This window comes from uncultured Nostoc sp. (assembly GCF_964245575.1).
In the GTDB taxonomy this organism is placed as follows: Bacteria; Cyanobacteriota; Cyanobacteriia; order Cyanobacteriales; family Nostocaceae; genus Nostoc.
Genome location: NZ_CAXTNP010000038.1, coordinates 23562 through 36487 on the forward strand (window position 1 = coordinate 23562; position 12926 = coordinate 36487).

Genomic DNA, 12926 nt, shown 5'->3' on the forward strand with positions numbered 1-12926 from the left:
TACAACTGGTGCAACATGTCAGATCAAACAAGCAGAAAGGGTAGATTTATAATGACGCTTTGTATCATTTTGCACTTTCATTCTAGTGTAATTTTAGTTTGCCCAATTTTGACTAAATAGATAACTCTAGGATTTGCCAAAAAGTTTAATTAGGTAGCACCACACTCACCAGAGAGTTCTAAGAACTCAGTAATGAGTGCGAAGTTTTGAATATCAATAAAGTCTTCAGGGACGACATGAAGCCGTGCTGGGCAGATTTTATAAGCTCCAAGCCCTCATGCCTCGTAAATAATGCTCTAGCTTATTAGGATTTATGACTGTTGTTTTAACGTAAATTCGACGGCTCATATAGTGTCCGCCTAATTAGCCCAATCAAAAGACCTCTAAGAAGTTTTATTACCCAAAACCGTCCCTATCCCAGTAGGAGAGGGACGACTTGAACTTTAGTTTAAGGCAAGGAGAGGTTCGTCACACTCAGGTTATTTTAGTGAGCAGTGGTCTACAACTAAAGTTTTGCTTAATTTATTACTTTCCTCCTACCTCTAGCAAGGCTGTCCTCTGCGTTTATTTTGTAAGTAGGAATCATTAAAGATACTTATTGCCTTACCAGCTTTTTAACCTTCAGGCTCATTCTAACTACGTAAGGATAGATTATTTATTGAGAAAAATGTGATAGTACTAATTAGTAGTTTTTCGTTCTCTCTGTATGTTATAAGAAATGTCAAAAACTGATTTATTACCCATCACATAGTATTGAATTCGACGTTCGATAATATTGTTCAATCGGAAAATAAAATCATAAAAGAAGTACGGATTTTTACCCATTTCTGTCAATGCTTTTAACCATTTTCTTTCCTTGAGAGGCTCTACAACTTTAAGGTAAGCTAGATCTTTTTTATAGATTGAATTATTATAAGACATAGCACGCATTAAAGCTGGATTTTTTTTCACAACTTCTTGTTGCATGAAAGAATTACTAGCATTCAAATATTGATTTAGACGTGACAATTGGCTTTTATGTACAAGAGAACCGGGGCGTGAGCGGTAGAAATAATAGGGTTTTGGCTCAAGGAAAAAGCGAGCTCCTTTGATTAAGCATTTCATATTAATCCAAAAATCTTGACCCATCCTGATGGCATCATCGTACTCGATGCCGTGCTTAACCAGAAATTCTCGTTTGAATAGAGGCTTGCTTATACCAAGATGCAACCCTGGTTTTCCATAGACATCAGTTTCTACAAAATAAACGATATCAATTTGGAAAATTTTATCTATAGGTTCTTCACTTTCTTGAATCAATGTGCTCCAAGGAGATGTTTCGCCATCCTTGATTAAATAAAGATCGTCAGCAATCATGTCTGCATTTCTTTCGTTTGCCAGTGACACAAGCTTGGACAATCTTTCAGGAGCATACCAATCATCTGAATCAAGCACAGCAATCCATTCTCCTTGGGCTGCTCTAAGGGCACGATTACGCGCAGCAGCAGCCCCAAGGTTTTGTTGATTAACTATTATTTTCAGACGTGGGTCAGTAAAACTTTTAGCGACTTCTACAGTTTTATCACTTGAAGCATCATCGACTATGATAACTTCAATATCTGTGAGCGTTTGCTCTAAAACTGACTCTATTGCCTTTGCAAGATAAGCTTCAGTATTGTAAGCAGGAATAATGACAGAGACTTTAGGATTCATGAAACTGGACTCCAGACTACACGATTCGGTAAAAATACTAAAACTCTAACGATAGTTTGATAATTTCTTATTTAGTATACAACTCAGTAGGTCAGTAAGAAAAAACGATGACTCCTTGAGGTCAGGCATGAGACATTGGGCGTTGAGGAAGCAGTGCATTGGGATTGTTTGAGCGGCAGGCTTCCAGCCTAGACGGACATCAGCGCTACCTTTAGGTTGACTGACGCTCTAGGCTAGCTTCCATTGTATTAGTTAAAAAATGACCAGCCAAGATGCCACTACTGAGGTAATATTTATCCTCCGAAATTCGGTGTAGGGTTTCAAAGCCACTACGACGCTGACGATCGCCAATTACCCAGTAACGCTGCACAATAGTATCTAAACCAATCCAGCCTTCACCTTCAACCTGCCCCAAAATATTATGCTGGAGTAAAAAAGTATACTGACGCTCTCCCTCATGCAGCCGCCCCTTGTATTGTAGAGAGATTTCTGAGCGATCGCTACCAGGAAATATTAGTTTTGTAGCCATAGTGAACCAGTTATCTCGATTCCAAGCTACCAAGGTCATACCCTTGACGCTGATTGGCATACCATTACGTTCCAGCCAATTTCCTTGCATTGTCCAGCGTCCTGGTTCCAATAAAAAAGTATGAGCCACCTTCTATATTCCCTGTCTTGATCGAGTGCCGCCAAGACTACAGTTATAGCAGTGCTGAATTGCAAGTGCTGAAGAACCGAATTTTTTTTCTTGTTTATTGCTCATGTCTCAGGACTGAGTAGTGACTTTGGTGAATTTCTCCTAAAAGCACTTCTTGAGGTGCCCCAGTGGCAGTAGGTAGGTTGCCAGGAATACCCAAAAGTCGCCAGTAGGCTAAAACTGCAAAGGCGATCGCTTCTTTAAAGTCTGCGCTCAAGCCGACTTCATCTGTAGTCAAGACTGGTATTGATGGCAACAACAACTCTAATCGACGTTTCAAATAGAGATTGCGACTACCACCGCCACATAATAGTACTCTTTGTGGCATTTCCGGCAAAAAAGTGCGGTAACTATGAACAATTGAAGCAGCTGTAAGTTCCGTGAGAGTTGCCAGTAAGTCGGCGGCGTTGAGTTGGTATGCTTGGGCATCTTTTAAACACTGATGCAGGTAAGTCACACCAAATAACTCTCGACCAGTGGATTTGGGCGGCGGCAGATGAAAATAGTCTTGGTTGAGCCATTGTTCTACCAATGGATGGCAAGGAGTACCACTCGCTGCCCAATTGCCATCTTCATCGTAAGTTTTAGCACCAGCGCTTAAATGCTCCACCGCCAGATCCAACAGACTATTTCCTGGCCCAGTATCCCAAGCGCGAATTTTTGAGAGCCAGTCACCATTTTGAGGCGGAATATAAGCAACATTACCAATACCACCAATGTTTTGAATACAACGCCCTTCCTGGGGATGACTGAGTAAATAGGCATCTACTCTGGGCACAAGAGGCGCACCATGACCACCAATATCGATATCAGCAACGCGGAAGTTGCTCACAGTTGTAATACCCGTAAGATGGGCAATTAATGCACCGCGTCCTAGTTGCAGACTGTAACCTAGTGGCGAATGGGGAGTAGGGAGTAAGGAGTAGGGAGTGGTTTTCTTCCCCATTTCCCTATCCATAGGTGGTCGATGATAAACCGTTTGACCGTGGGAGCCAATTAAAGTGGCTGGCTGATGACTAATTTGAATATTTTGGGCGGCTTGGGCAAAGACTTGGGCGATCGCATCATCTATTTCTGCCAATTCAGCCATTGAGATAGCAACGCCTGCACCAACTGCCAATATTCTTTCTCTGAGTTCGGCTGGATAAGGATATGTTACCCCGGCTAGCAACTCAACTTTGATATCCAATTCTGTACCGGAAATCTCTACCAACGCAGCGTCTATGCCATCTACGGATGTGCCACTAATTAAACCGATAACGCGAGTAGGGACAGCTTCTTGAGTCGGATGCATTGATAAAGATTTTTTTGTTGATTGCAAGAGGTAGTTTAATTCATGTTACTAGCCATGTCAAAAAAATTAGGGTGGCATAGTTGACTGGAGAAGGACGAGTAGGCAGAGCAAGGGAAGAATGTCAAAACCGATAGTAATGACCACGAATCTATTTTTAATTTATCAATAAACAGGGTTCTCAAAGACTGTCTGTTCTCTTTATTAGTCCTTAATCAAGAAAATATCTAAAAATACAAATTCTTCACAACCATGATATCACTTTATATTTTTTTTACTTTCAGATAAAGAACAGATGAACTTTAGACTTTTTTGTCACGTAAAACTACTTATTTTGTTTCTAGTAAATAGTCAATTATTTCCCAAATATATAAAATTGTCAGCAAAGGCAAAATCAGTAATTTCATCATGTTACTTATTCTGGAAGAAATTACATAATGAACTCAAATCACATAACGAATTTATCAACGAAGAAAACTACAGGCTCTCCAAATTATGTCTATTAAAAAAATTGCTTGCATCACTGCTTTATCTTTATCTGCAATCTCTTCATTTATCTACGCAGGTTCTGCTCAGGCTATTTCCTTCAAGGTAACTACTGGCATTGCAGCCCCTAATGGAGAAACTGACCAAGGTGCTTATTCTGAGTTTACTCAGCTTCCGGGTACAACAACTGTTAACTTCAATAATGGTCAAGCACCAACTACTGGTTTCGCTAAGTACTCATTTGAGAACAACAGTGGAAGCAGCAGTGTTAGGTCAGATGTATGGGCACCTGCTGGGGCAAATGGTGAAGTCAATAACACTAACTATTTGGCAGTTTTTAACGGCGATCAAGTCGCAATTAAGCTTGACAATTACCTCAATTATTTTGGTATTGACTGGGGAGCTATCAGTTCCGGTAACATTTTTTCCTTCTATAATGGCGATACTTTGATTAAATCATTTTCAACTGAGGATGTTAACCCGGTTGCTCCAATTCATGCCTCGCAGCATGGCGGTGAAGGCAATGGCTACCTTCACTTCTACTCAGATAGTAGCAACGATATTTTCAATAAGATTGTCATTACCCAAGCAGGTGGTGGTGGATTTGAAAGCGACAACCATTCTTTCCATCTAGGAACTGACAGATTTACAGGTTTTGACCCGAAATCTGTTCCTGAGCCTAGTGTTACCTTAGGTATGCTGGCTGTAGGCGGTATGTTTCTACGCAAGCGCAAGAACGAGAAGTTACAAAGCGTCAGGTAATCTTAATTAAAGATACCAATCATAGCTCAGTAAGAGTTTCTTGATTTTCTCTACACCCTAACCCCAGGCTTTATGTTCATGTAGCGTGCGGTAGGCAGGATTTCAAAACTTCCGGTGACAATTCAACATTAAATACAAGTTAGGGCGAGCTTACTTAGGTAAACTCGCCCTAATCCTTTTGCCACTTATGATCAGCCCTTTTCCTACGGTCAACGCAACGCGTAGCAAGCTTTAAGAGTAGGATTGACTCCAAGCCCACATCCTAAGAATCGATATGATAGAAAAGTAGATAAAATTTAAAAAATATTTATCAAATGGTGCTTCAATCATCTGGCTTGTCCAAGGTCAAAGACTCACTAACACAAAAAATCTTCTTGGGTAATGAACCTAATGCAGAGTTAATTGCAATTCTCACCGTTTATTTTGTCCAAGGAATTTTAGGGTTATCGCGTCTAGCCGTTAGCTTTTTCCTCAAAGATGAACTGCTGCTGAGTCCAGTCCAGGTGTCGGCGCTATTGGGAATTGTCTTCCTACCTTGGATGATTAAGCCGGTGTTTGGTTTTATCTCTGATGGCTTGCCTATATTTGGCTATCGTCGGCGTCCTTACTTGATTTTATCTGGGATACTGGGAACTGCTTCCTGGGTGAGTCTGGCCACAATAGTTCATACTAGCTGGGCAGCTACTTTAGCGATCGCTCTTGGTTCTCTCTCTGTCGCCATGAGTGATGTGATAGTTGACTCGCTGGTTGTGGAACGAGCTAGAGGCGAATCGCAAGCGAAAGCCGGTTCATTACAATCTCTATGCTGGGGTGCTTCTGCGATCGGAGGTTTGATAACAGCATACTTTAGTGGTCTGCTGCTGCAATACTTTACTACCCGTACTGTCTTTGGAATAACCGCTTTATTCCCTCTCATCGTCTCAGGGGTAGCTTGGTTAATTGCTGAGTCCCCCGTTAGCAAAGATGCTCAAGATAGTAATCACACCAACTCTTTACCAATCAAACATCAACTGGGGCAGCTACGCCAAGCCATTAGCCAAAAAACAATTTGGCTACCAACGGCGTTTATCTTCATCTGGCAAGCTACCCCAAATGCTGACTCAGCCTTTTTCTACTTCGCTACCAACGAACTCCACTTTGAACCAGAATTTCTAGGGCGGGTGCATTTGGTGACAAGTTTCGCTTCTTTAGCAGGCGTTTGGATTTTTCAACGTTTCCTCAAAAGCATCCCTTTTCGCGTGATTTTTGCTTGGAGTACTGTCCTTTCCTCAATTTTGGGGATGACGATGCTGTTGTTAGTGACTCACACAAACAGATTATTGGGTATAGATGACCACTGGTTTAGTTTGGGTGATAGCCTGATTCTCTCTGTAATGGGGAAAATTGCCTTTATGCAAGTGATGGTGCTAGCAGCAAGGCTTTGTCCCTCTGGTGTGGAAGCGACATTATTTGCCTTGTTAATGTCGGTGTTTAATTCAGCAGGAACGGTTTCCCATGCATTCGGGGCATTAATCACCTATTGGCTGGGGATCACCGCAACGAACTTTGAGTCACTTTGGCTATTGGTGCTAATTACTAACCTCAGCACGCTGTTACCCCTACCATTTATCAACTGGCTACCTGCTGCTGAAGAACAAACTGAGACACCCAAAGATGGGGATCAAGAGTTTTTGCCAGATTTGATGTCTGAGTTAGTACTGAGAGAACCAGAGTCGGAAATAGTGGAATAGTGTAATAAATTTCACGCCAAGTCGAGGCAGTGCGCTACCTTACCGTTGTAGCAACTGGCGTAGCAAAGTTACAAATAAATTCTTTTTAGCTGCTACATATTTTCCTGCAAGGTAACAAGAAAAAACAAACTATATGCATTTTAAAAGTCAACAAAGCCCAGTTACAGAAAAATCTTACACTCGTGCAGACTGGCAAGGAGGATATCAATCTCTTACCCAAGAGTTTGATTATTGGATTGATGATATAGAAGGACAAATTCCCAAAGAATTACAAGGGACGCTGTTTAGAAATGGCCCTGGTTTGCTGGATGTGAATGGGCAACTTCTTCATCACCCGTTTGATGGGGATGGGATGATTAGCAAAATTACCTTTACGAACGGTCGTGCCCATTTTCGCAATCGCTTTGTCCACACAACTGGCTATTTGGCAGAGCAAAAGGCAGGAAAAATTCTCTATCGCGGTACTTTTGGCACTCAAAAACCCGGCGGTTGGCTAGCTAATATCTTTGACTTCAAACTCAAAAATATCGCCAATACAAATGTTATCTATTGGGGTGGTAAACTGCTAGCACTGTGGGAAGGGGCTGAAGCACATCGCCTTGATCCTTATACTCTTGAAACATTGGGTAATGAATATTTTAACGGTGTTTTGTCAGCAGGTGAAGCTTTCGCTGCACATCCCCGCGTGGAAAAGAATTGTGACCAAGATGGGGGCGCACCTTGCCTGGTAAACTTCTCGATTAAGCCGGGATTATCTACCACAATTACTATTTTCGAGCTAAACTCAGCAGGTAAAATTGTTAGACAGCACGCTCATAGTGTGCCAGGTTTCTGTTTCATCCACGATTTTGTCATTACTCGCAATTACTGCATCTTCTTTCAAAATCCTGTCACATTTAATCCCATACCTTTCGCCTTGGGAATACGTGCGGCGGGAGAATGTATCAAATTTCAGCCAAATCAGCCAACTCAAATTATAATTATTCCCCGCTTTCCCAAAGAAGGGCAAGAAAAGATAAAAATTCTAGAAACTCAGTCTGGTTTCGTCTTCCACCACGTTAATGCTTTTGAGGTAGGAGAAGAAGTTTTGATTGACTCCATTTGCTACCAACATTTACCAGAAGTGGAACCCGAAAGCGATTTTCGACAAGTTGATTTTGAGGCACTTTCACCTGGGAAACTCTGGCGATTTAGTCTGAATCTAAAGAATGGGATAGTACGGCAGGAATTGATTGATGGGCGTTGTTGTGAATTTCCCAGCATACATCCGGCGAATGTGGGACACCCTTATCGATATCTATATATAGGTGCGGCTCATGCAAACACAGGTAATGCTCCCTTACAAGCATTGCTGAAAATTGATTTAGAGTCTGGAGAAAGACAACTTTGGAGTGCTGCACCCCGTGGTTTTGTAGGTGAACCGATTTTTGTCCCGCGTCCAGATTCCGAAAAGGAAGATGATGGTTGGATATTAGCTTTGGTTTATGATGCTGCCCATCACCGCTCAGATTTGGTAATTTTGGATGCTAGTGATTTCTCTAAAGGAGCGATCGCGCGGCTACATCTAAAGCATCATATCCCTTATGGTCTACATGGGAGCTTTTCTTCTGAGGTTTTTATGGAAGTTTGATCCCCTATTTGCGTGAAACCATTTTTTCGCTGGCAATGATATGCAAATCGATGTTTTTGAGCAAGCGTACTAATTTTTGCGTCAAAGATCCTTTGAGGAACATTTGCCAGCGCGTTAGCAAAGCGCCTCCGAAGGAGGTTCGCTGACTTTCTCCAATAACAATCTGGGTGATCCGATATTTCTCAGCAACTTGGGCGATCGCATTAGCTACGTTACTGTTGGTGACACGAATAAAACTACCTTCAAATTCCTTACACAATTTTTCACAAGTGTGGATGTGTAAGCTTTCCTCCTTGGTGAGGAAGCGCTCTGGATCGGCAACGAACAAAGTATAAAGCGGTGCGTTCATATAGTTAGCCAGCCTCGCACCCCGGCGCAACAGTTGTACTGAGTTGGGATAAGTGGATACACATACCAAAACCCGCTCGTGAATATTACAAAATTGCCCGTTGGCAGTGGAGGCGTTCGGGAAGCGTGCGCGAAGCGCAATCGCATTTTCTTCCACGTTGTCTGCTACTTCCCGCAAAGCCAATTCCCGCAAAGCAATCAGGTTACGGCGTTGGAAAAAATTATCGAGGGATTGTTGGATTTTTTGCGGTGCGTAAATCTTCCCTTCTAATAACCGTTCTTGCAGTGTTTCAGGTGTGACATCCACTACCACTATTTCATCTGCTTCATCCAGAATCCTGTCAGGAACCCGCTCACGGACTACTACCCCAGTAATTCTGGCTACTAAGTCATTGAGACTTTCCAAATGTTGCACATTCATTGTGGAGTAGACATCAATACCTGCTGCTAAAACTACTTCTACATCTTGGTAGCGTTTTTCGCGTGGGGAACCAGGGACATTGGTATGGGCAAGTTCATCAATTAAGACTAATTGGGGCGTAGACGCAAAGCGGTGAGGGGGTCGCAGTCTTCTCCCAAGGGGAGACGCTAAGAGCGATGGCGGTTCCCGTCGATTGCGATAGCGTAGCGTTAGCGAGTCTTCGAGCGTCACCCCCGAACCCGTTGGCGCAGCCTCTCGTAGAGAAGGGCTTGTCGCCAGACATCGCTTTAAAATCGCATCTGTATCCATATCCGTTAGTGTCAATTCACCGCGAGAATATTCCTTACGGGGTACAATCTCCAGTCCCTCTGCCTTGTCAGCTGTGTCTTTGCGTCCGTGGGTTTCTAAAAGTCCAACAACGACATCAAGCCCTTCGTGTTTAAGTGCGTGTCCCTCTTCCAGCATCCGGTAGGTTTTACCTACTCCTGGAGCCATGCCAATAAATATTTTATGCTTACCCCGCCGTCGTGCCGGATAAAGCGAGTAACTTCCAGAATTTAAAGGAGTGCCAGCCGAACCACTATTACTTTTATCTGACATTAGACCTTTTGCATGAATATTTTAAAACAAGAATCTTATGGCTCACGTAGAGGCGTAGAGAGTAACGAAAAAGTTATCTATATTATTCCTAACTCCTGTATAGACGCGATTAATCGCGTCTGTACTCCCCACTTACTGATTTGGCTGACGATAAAAATCTTGCACGTCAAGAGCATAATTCAATCGGAGAACATTGACTCCTGGCTCACCAAAAATCCATAAAAATCTGCCCTCAGTAAACTTATTAATTAAACGTAGGATTTCATCTTCTTTTACTCCCCGCGCACTAGCAACCCGCGTCGATTGTTGCCGTGCTGCTCTTAATGAAATATGCGGGTCTAAACCAGAGCCAGAGGTATAAATTATATCAGCGATCGGTTGAAGATTTTCGTCTCGTAACTGATTTGCCTGTTCTAGAATCCGGTTGAGTAGTTCTGGATTGCTAGGAGCAAGATTGCTAGCTCCAGATATGCCAGTTGGCTTGGCTTTTTTGCCTTGGCTATATCTAACAGTACTAGGACGAGGATGAAAATATCGCTCAGATGTGAACACCTGACTAATCAAAGCAGAACCAATTGCTTCGCCTTTTAGATTCTGCATGATGCTGCCATTAGCTTGATAGGGCAAAAAAACTTGACCCACTACAAGGATTATTAGAGGATAGATGATTGCAGTCAACAACCAAAGCATTAGGGTTATAAAAATTGCTCTGATAGTTTCTCGAATAATAGCCATAAAATTTTCCAATTGCTGCTAATATTTTATTTTTTACTGTCTTTAAGCCAAGCCCACAATTGTAATCAGTAAATCTATCAATTTAATGGCGATAAACGGCGCAATCACCCCACCTAAGCCATAAATTAAGATATTGCGTTGGAGTAGCTGATTAGCTGTCAACGGCCTAAACCGCACACCCTTCAATGCCAACGGAATCAAAGCGGGAATAATCAAAGCATTATAAATCAGTGCTGATAGAACAGCAGAATTAGGGCTAGTCAAATTCATAATATTTAAGCTTTGCAAATTAGCAGCGACAAATATCACTGGGATAATCGCAAAGTATTTAGCAATATCATTAGCGATGGAAAATGTCGTCAATGCCCCGCGAGTAATCAGTAATTGTTTGCCAATACTAATGATATCGATCAGCTTTGTGGGATCGGAGTCCAAATCTACCATGTTGGCGGCTTCTTTTGCAGCTTGCGTGCCTGTATTCATCGCAACGCCGACGTTAGCTTGGGCTAATGCTGGGGCATCGTTAGTCCCATCTCCTGTCATGGCAACTAGTTTACCTGTTGCTTGTTCCTTCTTAATGACGTTGATTTTGTCTTCTGGTGTGGCTTCGGCGATGAAGTCATCAACTCCAGCTTCTTTGGCAATGACAGAAGTTGTAATCTGGTTGTCTCCAGTTAGCATGATGGTATGCACTCCCATGCGTCGCAATTGCTCAAAGCGATCGCGGATACCAGGTTTAACTATATCTTTAAGATAAATAACTCCATAGATTTCGTTATCTAGGCTGACTGCTAGGGGTGTACCTCCCAGGCGAGAAACTCGTTCGTAGGTAGCATCCAATTCTGGTGTCTCGCGTCCGTTGCGGGAACGGACAAATTCTTTAATGGCTTCTACTGATCCTTTCCTCGCCTCATACCCACCAGGCAAGTTTGTACCACTTATGCGTGTTTTGGCAGAAAAATCAACTCCTTCTGCCTGGTTGGGGTCGAAATCAAACCTTGCGCCTAACTTTTCTGCCAGTCGCGCAATAGATTTACCTTCTGGTGTATTGTCAAAGACACTAGCCGCCCAGGCAACATTAGCAATTTCTGACATTGAATGACCGTTGATCGGAATAAATTCTTCCGCCAAACGGTTACCGAGGGTAATTGTACCTGTTTTATCAAGAACTAAAATGTTGACATCTCCACAGGCTTCGACTGCTCGTCCTGAAGTGGCAATGACGTTAAATTGGGCAACTCGATCCATCCCAGCAATACCGATGGTACTGAGTAAGCCGCCAATGCTTGTAGGAATTAATGCTACTAATAGGGCAATCAAAATTGGCACGCTGACTGGACTGTTGACATAGTAAGCAAGTGCGGGCAGAGTTACCACGACTAACAAAAACACTAAGCTGAGAACTGCCAGCAATACTCTCAGGGCAATTTCATTGGGTGTTTTGCTGCGTTCTGCCCCTTCTAGCAAGGCAATCATCCGGTCAATAAAACCTTTACCTGGGTCATTAGTGATGCGGATAATTAGCTCATCTGAGATAATCCGCGTCCCACCAGTGACGGAACTGGCAACGTCGGAACCTGATTCTTTTAATACTGGTGCGGATTCCCCAGTAATTGCCGATTCATCCACTGAGCCGACACCCATGATTACCTCGCCATCGGCGGGAATGATATCGCCAGCAATAACGTAGATGTTATCACCCTGTTTAAGGCTGGTGGATGAAACTTCATTAATTGTGCCGTCAGCAGCAAGTTTTTTCGCGATCGTCTCTGATTTCGTTAATCGCAAGGCATCGGCTTGGGCTTTACCCCGCCCTTCTGCAATTGCTTCGGCAAAATTCGCAAACCAAACTGTAAAGAATAAAATCCCCGATAACAAGCCGTTGAAAAGTTGCGGGTTCTTTTGGAGGGCTGGGCCAAATAGGTTGGGATCAATTGTTAGCAATAGGATGATGATTGTTGCCACCCAAACCACAAACATCACTGGATTTTTAATTGCATACTTAGGGTTGAGCTTGACAAAAGCATCTTTCATTGCCCTTAAGTACAGCCACTTATTAATTGTTTTGGCCTTTTTACGTGCTTGGCGGCGATCGCCAGAACGAGGATTTGGCCGTCTAGCTTTGAAGTTAGTTGCCACTTGATTCATGAATAAAGTTAGGAGACGCGATTAATCGCGTCTGTACAGGAGTTAGGAGACGCGATTAATCGCGTCTGTACAGGAGTAGGAGTAGCGCTGTCAAGATGAATCTTGTTTTCATTATTAGCTTCTGAACTCGGCACTTGAGCCTCTGAACTCAATACGCTTGGATTAAGGAGAATCGTAGGTTGGGTTGAGGAACGAAACCCAACATTTTCGCTGGTTTGTTGGGTAACACTAAAGTTCAACCCAACCTACGCAGTTTATAGTTTTTGACGCTACTGAACTGTATTGCCTCTGAACTCGGAAGTTGAGCCTCTGAACTCGGAAGTTGAGCCTTTGAACTCGGAAGTTGAGCCTTTGAACTCGGAAGTTGAGCCTTTGAACTCGGAAGT

Annotated in this window: 10 protein-coding genes; 3 read left to right on the top strand and 7 right to left on the bottom strand. The window is 42.9% G+C overall.

The features are described 5' to 3' along the window. Positions 1-678: 678 nt before the first annotated feature. From ACFFAP_RS08940 to ACFFAP_RS08950, 3 genes are all read right to left on the bottom strand, one after another. Positions 679-1692, bottom strand: a complete 1014-nt coding sequence (locus tag ACFFAP_RS08940) for a glycosyltransferase family 2 protein (RefSeq protein ID WP_375510878.1) — start codon at positions 1690-1692, stop codon at positions 679-681. A gap of 211 nt (positions 1693-1903) precedes the next feature. Continuing rightward, entirely contained in the window at positions 1904-2350 is a 447-nt protein-coding gene (locus tag ACFFAP_RS08945) for a hypothetical protein (protein WP_375510879.1), read from the bottom strand. 94 nt (positions 2351-2444) lie between these two features. Continuing rightward, positions 2445-3683, bottom strand: a complete 1239-nt coding sequence (locus tag ACFFAP_RS08950; protein ID WP_375510880.1) for an anhydro-N-acetylmuramic acid kinase — start codon at positions 3681-3683, stop codon at positions 2445-2447. Positions 3684-4175: 492 nt separating this feature from the next. Between ACFFAP_RS08950 and ACFFAP_RS08955 the strand changes: the two genes are divergently transcribed. The 3 genes from ACFFAP_RS08955 (at position 4176) to ACFFAP_RS08965 (ending at position 8288) form a co-directional block, all read left to right on the top strand. After that, on the top strand, positions 4176-4928 hold the full coding sequence (locus ACFFAP_RS08955) for a PEP-CTERM sorting domain-containing protein (protein WP_375510881.1): 753 nt from the start codon (positions 4176-4178) through the stop codon (positions 4926-4928). Between the two features lie 314 nt (positions 4929-5242). Continuing rightward, a complete protein-coding gene (locus ACFFAP_RS08960) occupies positions 5243-6658 on the top strand; it encodes a folate/biopterin family MFS transporter (protein WP_375510882.1) in 1416 nt (471 codons plus the stop codon). Between the two features lie 133 nt (positions 6659-6791). Then, positions 6792-8288, top strand: a complete 1497-nt coding sequence (locus ACFFAP_RS08965) for a carotenoid oxygenase family protein (RefSeq protein ID WP_375510883.1) — start codon at positions 6792-6794, stop codon at positions 8286-8288. A gap of 4 nt (positions 8289-8292) precedes the next feature. On the opposite strand, the gene ACFFAP_RS08970 is transcribed toward ACFFAP_RS08965, so the two are convergent. The 4 genes from ACFFAP_RS08970 to ACFFAP_RS08985 form a co-directional block, all read right to left on the bottom strand. Further along, complete coding sequence (locus ACFFAP_RS08970; protein WP_375510884.1) at positions 8293-9657, bottom strand: universal stress protein; 1365 nt, start codon at positions 9655-9657, stop codon at positions 8293-8295. Positions 9658-9789: 132 nt separating this feature from the next. Further along, positions 9790-10392 carry a K(+)-transporting ATPase subunit C gene (gene kdpC, locus ACFFAP_RS08975; RefSeq protein WP_375510885.1) on the bottom strand — a complete coding sequence of 201 codons (603 nt, stop codon included), beginning with the start codon at positions 10390-10392 and terminating at the stop codon, positions 9790-9792. A gap of 42 nt (positions 10393-10434) precedes the next feature. Beyond that, complete coding sequence (gene kdpB, locus ACFFAP_RS08980) at positions 10435-12540, bottom strand: potassium-transporting ATPase subunit KdpB (RefSeq protein ID WP_375510886.1); 2106 nt, start codon at positions 12538-12540, stop codon at positions 10435-10437. 8 nt (positions 12541-12548) lie between these two features. After that, positions 12549-12779 carry a hypothetical protein gene (locus ACFFAP_RS08985; RefSeq protein ID WP_375510887.1) on the bottom strand — a complete coding sequence of 77 codons (231 nt, stop codon included), beginning with the start codon at positions 12777-12779 and terminating at the stop codon, positions 12549-12551. Positions 12780-12926: the final 147 nt, after the last annotated feature.